This is a genomic window from Microbulbifer maximicatervae (SeqCode), assembly GCF_052467325.1.
In genome coordinates this window covers 2,546,199-2,561,818 of the sequence record NZ_CP174310.1, presented here as the reverse complement: position 1 = coordinate 2,561,818, position 15,620 = coordinate 2,546,199, and the positions used below count along the sequence as shown (strand labels likewise).

The following is a 15,620-nucleotide window of genomic DNA, read 5'->3' as shown; positions in this document are numbered from 1 at the left end:
GGACACCGATCAAAGGTAGAGCTTAAGGCGTCACAACTATTGACACAATACTGAAATCACAATAAAAATACTGGATATTAAAACAGTTAAATCCATACCCGATGACCCATCCTCGTCGCTCACAGATCTCACTTGATGCGACTCTGTACTATCACTGTGTTTCCCGCTGTGTACACAGAGTATTCCTTCGTGGAAGAGGGGAGGGATTATGAGCACCGGCGCCAGTGGATTGAGACTGGGATGAAAGAGCTATCTGCTATCTTTGCGCTGGATATCGCTGCCTATGCGGTAATGAGTAATCACTACCATGTGGTACTCTATATCGATGCTAAAACGGCCAGAACTTGGTCTGATACTGAGGTCATTTTCCGCTGGCAGGAATTATTTAAAGCTTCTAATTTGGCTCAGCACTTCATTCAGGGCACTGCACTGGATTGCAGTGAAAAGAACAAGCTTAAGGAGCTGATCGAGCTGTGGCGAGAGCGATTAATGGATATCAGTTGGTTTATGCGCTGTATAAACGAATCTATTGTTCGCCAAGCCAATGCAGAAGATCGCTGTACTAGCCGCTTCTGGGAGGGCGGTTTCAAGTCTCAGGGGCTATTGGATGAAAGAGCCTTGGCTGCCTGCATGGCCTATGTTGATCTCAATCCTATCCGTGCCGATATTGCAAAAAAACCGGAGGACTCGGATCACACGTCCATTCAACAGCGTGTTCGCGCTGTGATCTCAGGTGAGCAGCCTAAAGAGCTGCTACCGTTTGTGGGCGGCGAGCGCCTTAATATGCCGAAAGGGTTGCCCTTTCAATTGGATCACTATTTGGCGTTAGTAAACTGGAGTGGCCGGCATTTAGGCCCCAAAAAGCGCGGTGCCATTTCTCAAAAGACGGCCCCTATCCTTGAGTGGCTGGGCATCTCGGCAAAACACTGGCTCTATCTTAATCGGAACTTTGAAAGCCGCTTTAAAGGATTGGTGGGATCAGCAGAGGTTGTACGGCAAGCCTGTATTCAGCTCAATAAACGCTGGGCATAGGGTATAGGCGACTGCCAACGTTTCCTATCTGCAATGCCCCACTAACTCCCTCCCAACCTTTCGATGCTATTCCTTTCGGGTTGGCTAAAATCACGTAATCTTTAAACCTCAAGCATAATTTATAAAATTTCATCTTGCCCTACACCAGGCCAGGAGAAATGGCAGTCAAGGTGGAAGGCCTGTACTATTTCCGGTGTTATCTTTCAATCTGTAGGTGTCCTAGTGTTTAACACTACATTGCAGCGGCACGTTCCAGCTGGCGCCAACCCCCTTATCATATGGAATGCTTGATCATTTAGCTTATTCTTCTCTTTTTGTCACTAACTCACTTGTAAATAATTACTGCATTTATCATAAGTGAAATTAAAGTATAAAGCTTATTGAAAATGATATCGTAGTAGTCCATTCAATCATGGTATGTTCCCGTAGGTTTTAATTATCTCGTGAATAACTCCTCAATACCTGCACAGCTTTGCCGCATCCGATGACGTAGGCGCGAAATTAATTGATTTGTTATGGTCTAATCCATGCTATAAAACGAGAAATTAAACTTGGGGAGTTGTGATCTATCTCTGATTTTTTTTTAAATTCAGCGGGAGTAATTGTCACACCATGAACCAGTTGCTCTTGATTGTTTAGATGGAGAAATAGGCGACCAATAACAGTCCGATGATTCCCTGAGGAAATGTAATATTTATCATCAATTTGATAGAAAGACCAGTGTGTCTTTTCATTATCATCAAAATAGTAACTAGGATTTTTCTCTAATGCTTTAACATTTACAATAGCTCTCTTGAGTCCCTGTAATGCAACCTCTCTATTGTTCATGAAATCACCATCGGAAGTTCCTGGAATTGGCTTCAATTGACCCCACGTCTTGCCGCAGTAATCAGGGTGAGTTGTTCCAACAACTTTAGATAAATCTACACTTCCCCTTTTGGGCTCTCCTACATTGATTTTGCCTCTCTCCAGAAACAACAGAACATCGTTTGAAAATGGTATGTTTTCAAGACTTATCTCTTCAATAAAGGTATTCCATGCCACTTATACAATCTCCGTTTAGTACATAACATATTTAGCATCCACGTCGTAGGCGTCTGGTGCCTAAACTTGGTACGCCCAGCATGGGCGTGAACTAATAGGGTAAAAGTCCCCTGTAGGAAGATCACCATTAAATGCTAACTACTAACGAATGGCAACTGTAACACTGTAAGGTCTTGTGGTGAGGGGGCCGCTAGTAAAGTACGTGCTGAGGAACAGAACATCCTTGAAGCTGAGGTGGCCAAGAACTCCGAAGCCATGTGATCTATCGGATAGAGTAAATGATTCGGGGGTATAGTGAAAGTTCACGTTCTTATCTGGGGAAATCTGTTTAGCTTGCTGCTGTAAAGCTGACAGCGGGACTCATAAGTGAGCTCCACTGCGGAGAAAGAAAAAATAGATAGTAGAGCACAGCATTGTCTAGGTCACTAATGGCCAAGATGATTAAAGAGAAATTAGTCGATGGAATAGTGGTCTAATGCCATGACTATTGTCTTTTATATGATGTAGAGTTACACGAGACTATCGTTGGGTATAAACTCAATTTCTTAGGCGATGAATGGTACGGTAGCCGGTAGCAAGGAACTACCGACTACTCGATTTATGCTGAAGCCTTGGCCTCGAAAGAAACACCGTTGAAATTATTAGCTTGAATCAGGTCTTTTAGGTATGAATTACAGAATATTGTTGAAAAATTATCTTCTTTAATTTTGAAAGCTAGAATTTGCTCAGGCAAATCTTTTTTAAATACAGGGCGCGATACACTCCCATAACGATTAAAAGATGATTGGCCATGATCTAGAGCATCTAATGATTGTGTAACATTCCATAACCAAAAAGTTTTATTGTTATATGTTATGGTTAATAGCTGTCCAAACTTTTCCAGTTCTTCGCCTATTATAACTTTCACATTATTCGATATTACTAATGATCCAGATTGAATGAATGAAAAATCTTTTATCTCGCATTCATCCTCTAACGATACTTCAAGAGAATGAGGCCACTCTAACTCTTTCCCTTTAGATAGTAGAGAACCATGGGTTTCTATGGATCTAACTTCATCTTTTGGAGTGAACGTACAATTGTTGTCATCAGATAGTTCAATTGTATAAATTGTCATAAATGGCCGTTTCGGGACACCCATAAAGGGTAGAGCTTAAGGTGTCTCAGTCATTGACACAATACGGAAATCACAATAAAAATAATGGATACTAAAATAGTTAAACCAATTCCCCATGACCCAGCCTCGCCGCTCATAGATCTCTCTTGATACGACTCTGTACTATCACTGCGTCTCCCACTGTGTACACAGAGTATTCCTTTGTGGAAGAGGGGAGGGATTATGAGCACCGGCGCCAGTGGGTTGAGGCTGGGATGCAAAAGCTAGCTGCTATCTTTGCGCTGGATATCGCTGCTTATGCGGTAATGAGTAATCACTACCATGTGGTGCTCTATATCAATGCTAAAACGGCCAGAACTTGGTCTGATACTGAGGTCATTTTCCGCTGGCAGAAGCTATTTAAAGCTTCTAATTTGGCTCAGCGCTTCATTCAGGGCGCCGCACTGGATTGCAGTGAAAAGAACAATCTTAAAGATCTAATCGAGCTATGGCGAGAGCGATTAATGGGTATCAGTTGGTTTATGCGCTGCCTAAACGAATCTATTGCTCGCCAAGCCAATGCAGAAGACCGCTGTACAGGCAGCTTCTGGGAGGGCCGTTTCTAATCTCAGGCGCTATTGGATGAAAGAGCCTTGGCTGCCTGTATGGCCTATGTCGATCTCAATCCTATCCGTGCCGATATTGGAAAAACCCCGGAGGACTCCGATTACACGTCCATTCAGCAGCGTGTTCGTGCTGTGATATCAGGTGAGCAGCCTAAAGAGCTGCTACCGTTTGTGGGCGGCGAGCGCCTTAATATGTTGAAAGGGTTCCCTTTCGGCTGGATGACTATTTGGCACTAGTAGACTGGAGTGGCCGACATTTAGACCCCAAAAAGCGCGGTGCCATTTTTCAAAACGCGCCCCCTATCCTTGAGCGGCTGGGCATCTCAGCAAAACACTGGCTCTATCTCAACCGGAACTTTGAAAGCCGCTTTAAAGGCCTGGTGGGATCAGCAGAGGCTGTACGGCAAGTCTGTATTCAGCTCAATAAACGCTGGGTACATGGCATAGGCGACTGCCAACGTTTTCTTTCGGCAAGCCCTTCCTAATTCCCACCCTGCCTTTCGATACTATTCCTTCCGATTTGGCCAAAATCACGCAATTTTCATACCTAAAGCATAATTTTTTAGTATTTAACTTTGCCCTATACCAGACCAGGAGAAATGCCCGTCAAGGTGGAAGGCCTGTACTTTTTCCTGTGTCATATTTCAATCTGTGGGTGTCTTAGTGTTTTTAGTGTTTCTTATACCGTGAGGTGTTGTGGGGAGGAAGCTGCTAGCAAAACTATGAGCTTACGAACAGAAATATCCTATAAGGTTTAGCATGAAGGTGAGGTAGCCAGGGACACTGAAGCCAAGTAATCTGTGGTGTGGTAGCCGGCAGTTAGAAACTACCGGCTACCCGATTTATGACATGCTAATTCAAATCCTGTTAATTCTTAGGTCTTCAGTTAGCTGACAATAATTGACATAAATTCTTTGTACAGAGTCTACCCTAAGCGCCGATTTATAACATCGAGTGAGCGCTAGTAGAGTTGGAGCTTATTGTTTGGTGAATTTACCACTACCCGCCGCAGTACCCGATGCAATATTTGGCCCACCACCAACGAAACTTCCTACTCCTCCGAATTCTAAAATAGTGCCTACTAAGGTGGTCTGAAATAGAAAATGCATATCCCCTTTAGTGATAAGTTGAGCAGGAGATAAACTGGATACGCCCCCACCATAACTAACACCACCTGCACCAATGATTAATCCACCTCCATTACCTTCGAATCTAAGTACTTCACCAGATTCAAATGTGAGAGTCATAACCACGTGTGTATACCCAATTCCACTTACTATAATTGCCAAATCTCCAGAGAAGGCATACTCTGCTGACGCAATCGAGAATTCTTTTTGCACATCTTCCGGTAGATTTTCAAGGTTTGTACGTAGATTTTTTCTTTGCTCTCTTGCTAGTTCAATAAAATTGGTTTCGGTAGTCATTTTAAGCCTCCAAGCTTATAAGTTAATATATGAAATTCAACTAAAATTACTGCCATCCGAACATAGATATTTATCGGTGAAATAAATATCACAGGATATTATAGTCATAACATTTATATGGTGATCATTTTTGCCGCTATTATTATGACTGATCTCGCAGAATTGATTTCTACGCCAAAGCGAAAACTTTTATTTGAAATCATAGGGTTAAAGCATTCTGACACGTTCGTGCAGGCTGCAAGAATTATCACTTTGGCCACTATCCCGATTTTAACGTTAGCCCGTAATCCATTGATTTAACAATTTTTTGGTGTGTCTTCTTGCTCCCCTATTTAACAGTCAATATGATCATGAATCCCTAAGCTGGCACTCACCAAATTTCATAAGTCGGTAATAGTTTAGGGAGTTGTTGAGGTATCGGGGTAGGGTGGGGTACAGGTTCTAAGAGTGGATTAGTGTGGGTTGCTTAAGAGGTGTTTCTCATAATGGACGCTCTGGATCAGATTGGTCTCTTTACGCCTAAGTGTTCCCACCTCTTTACTTTCTAGGTCAGTGGCAAAATTTAGAAAGGTTGTATCCTGAGGGATAAGAACAACGGGCTGCGCTTTGATCCTTTCAAGAGTTGCCGATTTATGGCCACTCATAATAGAGTCAAAGTTGACTTTACCATTTTCGATAAAGCCATAAGCCGCAAACGTTTCTGCCCAAGTTTTGTTTGCGCAGGGAATACTGTTCTTTGGATCGGAACTTAAACTACTAAGAATATTGAACAAGTGTTTATTCAAGCGTGTATCACCCATATCTTGATTTTTTTCTTTGTCCATGACCCAGTCCCGCATAATAATCTGATCAAGTCTGAAATTCTTACCAGATTAAACTGTAACTTATTGATTTTCTTGGTGAAACTGGAAAAACTTGTGTATAAAACTTAGCGCCAAAATATGGGGCCGCAGTGCAGGCGCGGAGCGCCGGAACGGAGGTCCCAGCCGCGTAGCAACGCCATGATTTGTTTGGTACGCTCAGCATGGGCGTGAACTAATGGGGTGAAAGTCCCTTGTAGGAAGATCACCGTTTAATGGACTTCATTGAATGCTAACTACTAGCGAATGGCAACTACAATACCGCGAGGTCTTGTGGAGAGGAAGCCGCTACCAAAACTACGAGCTGACGAACATATCCTATAAGGCTTAGCCTGGAGGTGAGGTGGAAAAGGATATCGAGGCCATGTGATCTAACGGGTAGAGTAAATGAGGCCGTTTCTGGATACCCATCAAAAATAGAGCTTAAGGCGTTACAGTTATTGACACAATATAGAAAGCATACAAAAACATTGGATATTAAAATAATAAAACCCATACCCCATGATCTAGCCCTGCAGCTTACAGATCTCTCTTGATACGACTGTACCCGAAGCATTCCTTTGTGGAAGAGGGGAGGGATTATACGCACCGGCGCCAGTGGATTGAGCCTGGATTGCAGTGAAAAGAACAAGCTTAAGGAGCTTATCGAGCTATGGCGAGAGCGATTAATGGATATCAGTTGATTTATGCGCTGCCTAAACGAATCTATTGCTCGCCAAGCCAATGCAGAAGACTGCTGTACTGGCCGCTTCTGGGAGGGCCGTTTTAAATCTCAGGCGCTATTGGATGAAAGAGCTTTGGCTGCCTGCATGGCCTATGTCGATCTCAATCCTATCCGTGCCGATATTGCAAAAACCCCGGAGGACTCCGATCAGACGTCCATTCAGCAGCGTGTTCGCGCTGTGATCTCAGGTGAGCAGCCTAAAGAGCTACTACCGTTTGTGGGCGGCGAGCGCCTTAATATGCCGAAAGGGTTGCCCTTTCAATTGGATCACTATTTGGCGTTAGTAGACTGGAGTGGCCGGCATTTAGACCCGAAAAAACGCGGTGTCATTTCTCAAAATGCTCCCCCTATCCTTGAGCGGCTGGGCATCTCAGCAAAACACTGGCTCTATCTTAATCGGAACTTTGAAAGCCGCTTTAAAGGCCTGGTGGGAACGGCAGAGGCTGTACGGCAAGCCTGTATTCAGCTCAATAAACGTTGGGTACATGGCATAAGCGATTGCCAACGTTTCCTATCTGCAACGCCCCACTAATTTCCTCCCAACCTTTCGATACTATTCCTTCCGGTTTGGCCAAAATCACGCAATTTTCAAACCTAAAGCATAGTTTTTTAGCATTTCACCTCATCCTACATCAGATCAGGAGAAATGGTCGTTAAGGTGGAAGGCTCGCACTATTTCCGGTGGCATTTCTCAATCTGTGGGTGTCCTAGTGTTGCCCACGAGCGCCTTAACTTGCTATAAGGTTTTTAGAATTTTGCACAGTTAAAACCTTGAAGCATTTTATATGTATCTGGATTTAATTTTGTGCTTCTGACGCCTTTTTTGCGCACGAATGTAGGGTATTCCATGTCTACGCGATTTACTGGGCTACCAAAAACTACTCGTACATCACCACCTGTAGGTGAGGCAATCTTATCAGCAAACTCGGTTGATTCGTCTAACTTAATACCATCCACTACCTTAGTGACTTTATAGTGCAGCACAACATTGAGGTTTTTATTTATGACGTAGACTGAATCACCAATCTCTACTGAAGAAAATTCGTTCCAGCCATGTTGGGACGGGGAAAGATCAAAAATTGCTCCTTCACCCAAATCTTTGTAGATTACTTTGTGTTGCCTGTCGGCAATATTGGAAACTAAAAAACTATTCATTACTGATTCTCAGATACGTATAACGTTGCCACCAAGGGCAGCTCCGAAGGGGTTAAGCGATCTTGCCTGGCCTGGTTATAGCTGGCGCGTCCAGAACCGTCTACTAGCACTTTGCCAACCACAGCTTGGCTGGCTGCTGCCCAATACTTAAGAGGAAATAATACCGCACTTTCCCCAACCAATCCCTATCTCACTGGTATCCCGCGAAATTACAGCGGGCTGCCCATTTCTCCAGTACCTGAGCGAACACTCTAGGAGCGAAACTACCTAAATATCAACTAGCAAAAATGGCTCAATACAGGGTGCTATTTAGTGGCACTAAACCTTCAGTTAGTATGAAAAATCACTAAAACCGACCGTCACAATTACTCTCAGCTAACCGGCAGCCAGTGCGAAGTACGCTTTTGGCTGTCCGACAGAGGCCGCTTGGCCGGGGTGTAGTTGAGCGTTTTGGTACGCTCTGTATGGGCGTGAACTAATGGGGTGAAAGTCCCCTATAGGGATATCAACATTTAATGGATTCCATTAAATGTTAACTACTAGCGAATGACAACTACAACACCACGAAGTCTTGTGGGAGGAAGCCGCTAGTAAAACTGCGAGCTGACAAACAGAAACATCCTATAAGGCTTAGCCTGGAGGCGAGGTGGCCAAGCATGCCGTAGCTATGTGGCTAATGGGCCGAGCTAATGATGTAGTCGTGTATTGAAAGATCACGTTCTTATCTGGAGAGATCTGCTTAGCTTGCTGCTGTATGCGTGACCTTGAAATCATATAGGGCCCAACCCGCTAGCCTCGATTCAGGAGGCCTACTTTATAGCCTATGTAGGTCTCAAGCCGATCGGTGCCATTTCTCAAAATGCGCCCCGTATCCTTAAGCGGCTGGGAATCTCAACAAAACACTGGCTCTATCTTAATCGGGACTGTGAAAGCCGCTTTAAAGGCCTGGTGGGATCAGCAGAGGCTGTACGGCAAGTCTGTATTCAGCTCAATAAACGCTGGGTACATGGCATAGGCGATTGCCAACGTTTCCTTTCTGCAACGCCCCACTAATTCCCTCTCAACCTTTCGATACTATTTCTTCCGACTTGGCCAAAATCACGCAATTTTCAAACCTCAAGCATAATTTTCTACATTTCTCCTTGCTCTTCACCAGACCAAGAGAAATGGCCGTTAAAGTGGAAGGTCCGTACTACTTCCGGTGTCGTCTTTCAATCTGTGAGTGTCCTGGTGTTGCTTATGAACTCTTCCAAAAGATGGGGTTGATTTCGTTACGTGGTTGTTGGGTGAAAATTCATAACAGGTAAGGAACCACTCATTGTGGAGCCGCACGATGAGTGGTGTGAGGCCGGTAGTTAGAAACTACCGACTACCCGATGTATGGTTACACATCTGGGTTATCCGATATTTTTTCGAGGATAATGCTATATAATGCGAGGTCATTTGAGATTTCGACTGCATCATCACTTTCAGGGTCTAGGATACTCTTTCTTTTTTTCATATTTTCCATTGTTTGTTTTACAGAGTAGCGTATAAGCCTTAATTCTTGTATTCCAAACATTACATAGCTCCTCGATTTCGATATTCTTTAATATGGATGGCATTTTTCTCTGCCCAATTTAGCAATATTTTTTTCCATTCATCTAATTTAATGGGCTTTAATGAACGGATCGTATAGTGTCCTTTAAATACACCATTTGTTAAATCTTTTGAGACTGTAAACCCTGGAGGCAACTCAGTTTTGGGTGGGATGACCCACCAATCAGGACTGAAGTCCATTTTTGGCTTGTCGAAAAGGCTGACACCGCCAGATGTGTGATCAACTACCCCAGTTTCAGGGTTGATTTTTATATCGTATGTTTGATCCGCTGTTCTTGGGGGCATTGTGCGAATATAGTCAAATTTTGATTTAGTTGGTGTTCCTGCCCGATATAGTTCAACAGGAGTCTTTAGATAGAATTCTATAGGTGTATGCACTATTTTCTCCTTAGGTTAGTTAGTATTTTCCATAACGCTTTAATGACGTGCCCCATTGATTAATTTGGTACGCTTAGTATGGGCGTGAACTAATGGGGTGAAAGTCCCCTGTAGGAGGATCACCATTTAATGGGTTCCATTAAATGCTAACTACTAGCGAATGGCAACTGCAACACCGCGAGGTCTTGTGGGGAGGAAGCCGCTAGCAAAACTACGAGCTGACGAACAGAAACATCCTATAAGGCTTAGCCTGGAGGCGAGGTGGCCAAGGACACCGAAGCCATGTGATCTAACGGGTAGAGTAAATGATGCAGTTGTGTAGTGAAAGTTCACGTTCTTATCTGGGGAGATCTGTTTAGCTCGCTCCTGTGAAACTGTCAGCGTGGCCGCTGACTCATAAGTAGGCCCAACCCACTAACCACCATCGTGGGGTAGACAAAAATGGTGGGACACAGCAGCGCCTCGGTCAGTAATGGTCAAGGTGATTAAACAGAAGTCAGCCGGCGGCATAGTAGCCAAATGCCAAGATTAATACCTTAGACAGGGTGAAGGCCTGAACCCAAAACTCACGAGTTAAAAGACAGGGCTAGCCTACCGAGAGGTTGCCAATCGGATATAAAGTTGAGATAGCGCACTGCCATGACACTCAACTCAAATGAAGAGCTGCTCGATACTATCGTTGGGTAGAGATTCATTACGGATAGGGAGCCGCCCATTGCGGACTCGCACGATGGGTGGTGTGGGAGTCGGTAGCTAGAAGCTACTGGCTACCCGATTTAAGTCTTGCTCGCTTCATATGTAGTTTTACAGCCCTTATTATTGTCGAAGACAGAACTAAATACGTATTTATTGCCCGCCTCAAGATTAATCTGGTGCTCAGTGCTGCCTGATACATTGATACTACCAGAAATCATATGGCAGCTTATCTCTAGGATGTACTCTCCAGGATCTAGAGTTAATACATTTGTTTCTGAGAAAAAGCTACTGACAGAAACACCATTCACTTTTTCAATTCTTGACCGTTTGGTGGTAGAGAGTGGCACAAGCACACCAGCACCGTTATCGGAACGAGCAACAATTGTAGCTTTTTGGGGATCAATCGATACATTGTTCGGATTGACGGCGCACCCTGTCAAGATGGTTGCTGCAATCATCGGTAGGGAAAACTTCTCCATTCCTCGTCCTTTTTGACTTAACGCCGCCAGCACAAGCCAAGTGCCTGAACGGAGGTCCAGCCTCTGCAGTGGGCGGTGTTGACTGGCTTGGTACGCCCAACATGGGCGTGAATTAATGGGGTGAAAGTCCCCTGTAGGAGGATCACCATTTAATGGGTTCCATTAAATGCTAACTACTAGCGAATGGCAACTGCAATACCACGAGGTCTTGTGGGGAGGATGCCGCTAGCAAAACTACGAGCTGACGGACAGAAACATCCTATAAGGCTTAGCCTGGAGGCGAGGTGGCCAAGAACACCGAAGCCATGTGATCTAACGGGTAGAGTAAATGATGCAGTTGTGTAGTGAAAGTTTACGTTCTTATCTGGGAAGATCTGTTTAGCTTGCCGCTGTGAAGCTGTCAGCGCGGCTTCTGACTCATAAATAGGCCCAGCCCGCTAACCACCATCGTGGGACAAACAAAAATGGTGGGACACAGCAGCGCCTCGGTCAGTAATGGTCAAGGTGATTAAATAGAAGTCAGCCGACGGCATAGTAGCCAAATGCCAAGATTAATACCTTGGACAGGGTGAAGGCCTGAACCCAAAATCCACGAGTTAAAAGACAGGGCTAGCTTACCGATATGTTTCCAGTCGGAGAAGTTGAGGTAGCGCACTGCCATGACACTCAACTCAAATGAAGAGCTGCTCGACCTTTCGTTGGGTAGAGATTCATTATGTATAGGGAACCGCCCATTGCGGACCCGCACGATGGGTGGTGTGAGGGCTGGTAGTTAGAAACTACCGGCTACCCGATTTAGCTTACACCTCTAATGGAACAATACTAAATCCCAATGAATTCTCAGCACTTCTAATTTTGAGGTGTATAGGGCTTGATATGCCTATACGAGTGCTGGCATTTATGTTCACTCCAACCCATGGACCAAGAAAGCAGCTCATAGTTGAACCGTTTACAAAGATATCATTGGGGTTGTCAGGTGGTACGGGTTCACTTTTATAAGCTGAAACTAATATTTCTCCAGATTCACTCTTCTTTGATACATAGTGGGCCTGCTCACTAACATAATTTTGAACAACTAGTGCGTAATCTAAATTTTCTGCCCGATCAATATTCAGCTTACTTCTAGATATTTGCGTTACAAAATTTATAGTCATTTCGCTTAGATTAACTGCAGCAAATTTATTGCGTAACTGCCTAAACTCAAATCCACTAAAATTCACATTCACATCTGACTTGACTAATAACTTATGATTAAGAAATTCGTCCTTCTGACCCGCTATTGAATTAATATTTTTGGTTATCGTGCTATGAATCTCAGAAAGTATTTTTGTTAAATTTGGGCCCGTATCTCCATTCTTTACGGAGTAAAGAAGAAAATTATTATCATCTAAATTTTCTTGGCTTAGGTTAATCTCAAGGTTCATATCATGAGGCTGCTCTTCTACAATGAGCATTGCTTTAGCGTTTGGAAAATGTGCTTTACTCATTTGGCCGCCAACAATATTTAGATAAAGCTGTATATTTCTTCCCGGATTCCCCCAATCTTCATTTAACAAATCTCTTACAACGAAGATGTCTATGTTCTTTGACTTGGCGTAGGTTTCAGCGCCCTGCTGATACCCTCTTGTTGTGAATATCACTCCTTTAGAGGCATTTAAGTCCTCAATTGAAGCTGCGACAATATCAACGGTTGTTCTCTCAACGGCTTTTTTCCAGTACTTACACTCAATGATGGTGGTATAGGTATGAAATGAAGTCTTTTGAGTTACTTTTACATCGATCTGTCTTGAAGCTCCAGATTTCCCTATTTCGGTAACATCATGTTCAACTAATACATCACCTTCCGCAGAGTACAAATCCTTAACAAAGAGTTCAAAGTTTTTCCAGTCAAAGAGTTTATGTAGAAATCCATCGCTCATATTTATGACATTCCCTAGATAAAGCTAACGAGGGTATAGAAAAACTCAGCCCTCTTTTCGTATTGTGCTTCTACGTGAAAAATAGCCTACTCATCAGTAAAAGCTAAATCAGAGTTCACGTAAAATCACCATATGCGGTCAATGTTTGATCACCCTTGGAGGGGCGTAGATGCAAATTAGTTTTCTACAGCCTGAACGCCGCAGTAACCTGCGGAAATTTTTGGGTGACTATTGGATTAAAGTGGCGCAGCGCCCAAAAGACGCCCCGAAGTTAGCGTTAGGTTGAACGCCTAGTTAGGTGGGAGGCTAGACATATAATCCAAGCATGAGAGCCACCCATGTAAGCGCAAATATTATTATGCTTGTTTCCTCCACTTCGTTATTTATATGTAAGAACAACAAAGTGAAGAATACTGCAATCGGTGTATTTATTACAGATGAAAATTCAGCCGATATTTCACGATTGCTGAGACCAACTATAACCCTACCAATGAGACCAAGCACTGATATCAGGAGAAACGATCGAATCATCCACAGTCTCATATTGTGGTCAGATTCAATTGGACGAACTCTTTTTAATTGAAAAACATCCTTTAGAATTGTAATTATCTCACGGTCAATCTTATTCATTCCGATAGAACCATTTCCTTAGTTCATCTAGCGCCTTGCAGTAGAGGCCGACGCGTAGCGACGGTCCTGCTGACTGCGACTGTTATATTTCGTTTTTCTTGAGCTGGTTTTCAAGGCTCTTTAAATCACCCAGCACCCATACATCAGAGATTCGATCACCTTCAAAGGTAAACAAGGCACACCCATTCCAAGTTACGCGTTTATGTGATGGTAAAAAGCCAATAAACTCATCTCTATGAAATCCGGTAAAGGACATCTTTGCAAAAACCTTGTCTCCCTCTTCTACGAGATCTTCAATAATGCATTTGTAATCACCCAGCGCTTTGTGAACCATATCGACATATTCAGCGAAACCTTTGTGACCTCGCTTTTCCTGCCCCAATGATCCTCTAAAGGAGAAGCTCTCATGCAGGATCGATGGCATTGCTTTCTTATCGTGGGCATCCCAAAGAACCTCATAAAATCTTCGAACTTGATCTTTATGCACTAGTCATCCTCAGAAACATAACGAAGCGGAGTGTAAGCTGTCGGGCGCCAAAGGCGCGTAGTTAATTGACTTGGTACGCCCAACATGGGCGTGAACTAATGGGGTGAAAGTCCCCTGTAGGAAGATCACCGTTTAATGGATTCCATTAAATGCTAACTACTAGCGAATGGCAACTGCAATACCGTGAGGTCTTGTGGGGAGGAAGCCGCTAGCAAAACTACGAGCTGTCGAACAGAAACATCTTATAAGGTTTAGCCTGGAGGCCAGGTGGCCAAGGACACCGAAGCCGAGTGATCTAACGGGTAGAGTAAATGATGCAGTTGTATAGTGAAAGTTCACGTTCTTATCTGGGGAGATCTGTTTAGCTTGCTGCTGTGAAGTTGTCAGGTGGCCGCTGACTCATAAATAGGTCGCCACTATCGTGGGTTAAAAAACATGGTAGAACACAGTAGTGATCGTTGAGGAGAAATTCATTACAATAGGGAGTTGCCCATTGTGGACCCGCACGATGGGTGGTGTGGGGGGCCGGTAATTAGAAACTACCGGCTACCCGATTTAACACACATTGATTCTCTTTCCGCCATTCTTTGCGACTTCCATTTGTTGAACAATAGCAATAGCTTTTGCTTGATATTCTCTGTAGTCACATTCAATGCCCGTCGAAAAATTTGTAATCAAGAACTGCGCCTCGCCTACAATTAGGTAGGGATGCTCCTTTAATTCCAACACCTTATCTAATTCCGATGAAGGAGCAAGCTTTCTAGCTATTTCACCTGAATTACTGATCTCTATCTTTTTTGGAGGAATAGGCTTTATCCTGATTGGACTAGGGAGCTTGCTAATTTCGCTCAAATCGGGAGTAAGAATAACAATCAATCCACTTTGATCAGGAGAGTTAAATGATCCCTGTATCGTATATTTCGAAGAAATGAGGTGTTCACCCGAAAAATAATCCCACATTCCACCGTACGCTGAGTGAGAGTATTTAAGTGATGAATCTATGGGAATATCGTACACTTCCTTTGCCATAGTATAGGAGCAACCCAACAAGAGAACGACTATAAGCTTCATGTGTTTCATGGTGTTAACGCTTTTGTAAACGGCGCGCGGCGCAGGAGTGAGTCCAGCGGAACACCGAAGGTGTGTAGCGATGTTTGACAAACTTGGTACGCCCATCATGGTCGTGAACTAATGGGGTGAAAGTCCTCTGTAGGAAGATCACCGTTTAATGAGTTCCATTAAATGCTAACTACTAGCGAATGGCAACTGCAACACCGTGAGGTCTTGTGGGGAGGAAGTCGCTAGCAAAACTAGAGCTGACGAATAGAAACATCCTGTAAGGCTTAGCCTGGAGGCGAGGTGGTCAAGGACACCGAAGCAATATGATTTAAAGGGTAGGGTAAATGATACAGTTGTGTAGTGAAAGTTCACGTTCTTATCTGGGGGGATCTGTTTAGCTTGCTGCTGTGAG

Annotated in this window: 17 protein-coding genes; 5 read left to right on the top strand and 12 right to left on the bottom strand. The window is 43.8% G+C overall.

The features are described from left to right. Positions 1-240: 240 nt before the first annotated feature. On the top strand, positions 241-1,032 hold the full coding sequence (locus ACJJIE_RS11495) for a transposase (protein WP_444894697.1): 792 nt from the start codon (positions 241-243) through the stop codon (positions 1,030-1,032). Positions 1,033-1,545: 513 nt separating this feature from the next. Here the strand turns inward: ACJJIE_RS11495 and ACJJIE_RS11490 are convergent. Next, positions 1,546-2,076 (bottom strand): hypothetical protein, encoded by a 531-nt coding sequence (locus ACJJIE_RS11490; protein WP_282931631.1) that lies wholly within the window; start codon positions 2,074-2,076, stop codon positions 1,546-1,548. Positions 2,077-2,674: 598 nt separating this feature from the next. After that, positions 2,675-3,193, bottom strand: a complete 519-nt coding sequence (locus ACJJIE_RS11485; RefSeq protein WP_282931632.1) for an imm11 family protein — start codon at positions 3,191-3,193, stop codon at positions 2,675-2,677. A 254-nt stretch (positions 3,194-3,447) separates the two neighbouring features. On the opposite strand from ACJJIE_RS11485, the gene ACJJIE_RS11480 reads away from it, so the two are divergent. Genes ACJJIE_RS11480 through ACJJIE_RS11470 form a run of 3 tightly spaced genes read left to right on the top strand, consistent with a single transcriptional unit; the run spans position 3,448 to position 4,283 of the window. After that, positions 3,448-3,798 carry a hypothetical protein gene (locus tag ACJJIE_RS11480; protein ID WP_444894696.1) on the top strand — a complete coding sequence of 117 codons (351 nt, stop codon included), beginning with the start codon at positions 3,448-3,450 and terminating at the stop codon, positions 3,796-3,798. A 12-nt stretch (positions 3,799-3,810) separates the two neighbouring features. Then, positions 3,811-4,035: a hypothetical protein gene (locus ACJJIE_RS11475; RefSeq protein ID WP_282931634.1), complete on the top strand. Its 225-nt coding sequence runs from the start codon at positions 3,811-3,813 to the stop codon at positions 4,033-4,035. After that, positions 4,026-4,283, top strand: coding sequence for a hypothetical protein (locus ACJJIE_RS11470; RefSeq protein ID WP_282931635.1), 258 nt, complete (start codon positions 4,026-4,028; stop codon positions 4,281-4,283). Before ACJJIE_RS11475 ends, ACJJIE_RS11470 begins: the two co-directional genes overlap by 10 nt. 492 nt (positions 4,284-4,775) lie before the next feature. On the opposite strand, the gene ACJJIE_RS11465 is transcribed toward ACJJIE_RS11470, so the two are convergent. Then, positions 4,776-5,222 (bottom strand): VapA/VapB family virulence-associated protein, encoded by a 447-nt coding sequence (locus ACJJIE_RS11465; RefSeq protein WP_282931636.1) that lies wholly within the window; start codon positions 5,220-5,222, stop codon positions 4,776-4,778. A 452-nt stretch (positions 5,223-5,674) separates the two neighbouring features. Then, positions 5,675-6,061: an IS4/Tn5 family transposase DNA-binding protein gene (locus ACJJIE_RS11460; RefSeq protein ID WP_507021890.1), complete on the bottom strand. Its 387-nt coding sequence runs from the start codon at positions 6,059-6,061 to the stop codon at positions 5,675-5,677. 707 nt (positions 6,062-6,768) lie between these two features. On the opposite strand from ACJJIE_RS11460, the gene ACJJIE_RS11455 reads away from it, so the two are divergent. Continuing rightward, entirely contained in the window at positions 6,769-7,338 is a 570-nt protein-coding gene (locus ACJJIE_RS11455) for a hypothetical protein (protein WP_444894694.1), read from the top strand. 215 nt (positions 7,339-7,553) lie between these two features. Here the strand turns inward: ACJJIE_RS11455 and ACJJIE_RS11450 are convergent, their stop codons facing one another. The 8 genes from ACJJIE_RS11450 to ACJJIE_RS11415 all read right to left on the bottom strand — a co-directional run bounded on the left by ACJJIE_RS11450 (position 7,554) and on the right by ACJJIE_RS11415 (position 15,178). Beyond that, positions 7,554-7,961 (bottom strand): PDC sensor domain-containing protein, encoded by a 408-nt coding sequence (locus ACJJIE_RS11450; protein WP_444894693.1) that lies wholly within the window; start codon positions 7,959-7,961, stop codon positions 7,554-7,556. Positions 7,962-9,345: 1,384 nt separating this feature from the next. Next, on the bottom strand, positions 9,346-9,522 hold the full coding sequence (locus ACJJIE_RS11445) for a hypothetical protein (RefSeq protein WP_444894692.1): 177 nt from the start codon (positions 9,520-9,522) through the stop codon (positions 9,346-9,348). Beyond that, on the bottom strand, positions 9,522-9,938 hold the full coding sequence (locus ACJJIE_RS11440; protein WP_444894691.1) for a Tse2 family ADP-ribosyltransferase toxin: 417 nt from the start codon (positions 9,936-9,938) through the stop codon (positions 9,522-9,524). The genes ACJJIE_RS11445 and ACJJIE_RS11440 overlap by 1 nt, the downstream gene beginning before the upstream one ends. 776 nt (positions 9,939-10,714) lie before the next feature. After that, positions 10,715-11,113 (bottom strand): hypothetical protein, encoded by a 399-nt coding sequence (locus ACJJIE_RS11435; protein WP_444894690.1) that lies wholly within the window; start codon positions 11,111-11,113, stop codon positions 10,715-10,717. Between the two features lie 800 nt (positions 11,114-11,913). Beyond that, entirely contained in the window at positions 11,914-13,032 is a 1,119-nt protein-coding gene (locus ACJJIE_RS11430) for a restriction endonuclease (protein WP_444894689.1), read from the bottom strand. Positions 13,033-13,338: 306 nt separating this feature from the next. Further along, complete coding sequence (locus ACJJIE_RS11425) at positions 13,339-13,662, bottom strand: hypothetical protein (RefSeq protein ID WP_444894688.1); 324 nt, start codon at positions 13,660-13,662, stop codon at positions 13,339-13,341. A gap of 82 nt (positions 13,663-13,744) precedes the next feature. Then, the gene (locus ACJJIE_RS11420) at positions 13,745-14,149 is read right to left on the bottom strand and encodes an ester cyclase (protein ID WP_444894687.1); all 405 of its coding nucleotides are present in this window, start codon (positions 14,147-14,149) and stop codon (positions 13,745-13,747) included. A 555-nt stretch (positions 14,150-14,704) separates the two neighbouring features. Next, entirely contained in the window at positions 14,705-15,178 is a 474-nt protein-coding gene (locus ACJJIE_RS11415; RefSeq protein ID WP_444894686.1) for a hypothetical protein, read from the bottom strand. Positions 15,179-15,620 lie beyond the last annotated feature (442 nt).

Excerpts from the sequence above, each read along its gene's own strand:
- ACJJIE_RS11495 (WP_444894697.1), top strand. The coding sequence starts at position 241 with ATGAAAGAGCTATCTGCTATCTTTGCGCTGGATATCGCTGCCTATGCG.
- ACJJIE_RS11485 (WP_282931632.1), bottom strand. The coding sequence starts at position 3,193 with ATGACAATTTATACAATTGAACTATCTGATGACAACAATTGTACGTTC.
- ACJJIE_RS11480 (WP_444894696.1), top strand. The coding sequence starts at position 3,448 with ATGCAAAAGCTAGCTGCTATCTTTGCGCTGGATATCGCTGCTTATGCG.
- ACJJIE_RS11465 (WP_282931636.1), bottom strand. The coding sequence starts at position 5,222 with ATGACTACCGAAACCAATTTTATTGAACTAGCAAGAGAGCAAAGAAAA.
- ACJJIE_RS11460 (WP_507021890.1), bottom strand. The coding sequence starts at position 6,061 with ATGCGGGACTGGGTCATGGACAAAGAAAAAAATCAAGATATGGGTGAT.
- ACJJIE_RS11455 (WP_444894694.1), top strand. The coding sequence starts at position 6,769 with ATGCGCTGCCTAAACGAATCTATTGCTCGCCAAGCCAATGCAGAAGAC.
- ACJJIE_RS11450 (WP_444894693.1), bottom strand. The coding sequence starts at position 7,961 with ATGAATAGTTTTTTAGTTTCCAATATTGCCGACAGGCAACACAAAGTA.
- ACJJIE_RS11445 (WP_444894692.1), bottom strand. The coding sequence starts at position 9,522 with ATGTTTGGAATACAAGAATTAAGGCTTATACGCTACTCTGTAAAACAA.
- ACJJIE_RS11435 (WP_444894690.1), bottom strand. The coding sequence starts at position 11,113 with ATGGAGAAGTTTTCCCTACCGATGATTGCAGCAACCATCTTGACAGGG.
- ACJJIE_RS11430 (WP_444894689.1), bottom strand. The coding sequence starts at position 13,032 with ATGAGCGATGGATTTCTACATAAACTCTTTGACTGGAAAAACTTTGAA.
- ACJJIE_RS11425 (WP_444894688.1), bottom strand. The coding sequence starts at position 13,662 with ATGAATAAGATTGACCGTGAGATAATTACAATTCTAAAGGATGTTTTT.
- ACJJIE_RS11415 (WP_444894686.1), bottom strand. The coding sequence starts at position 15,178 with ATGGCAAAGGAAGTGTACGATATTCCCATAGATTCATCACTTAAATAC.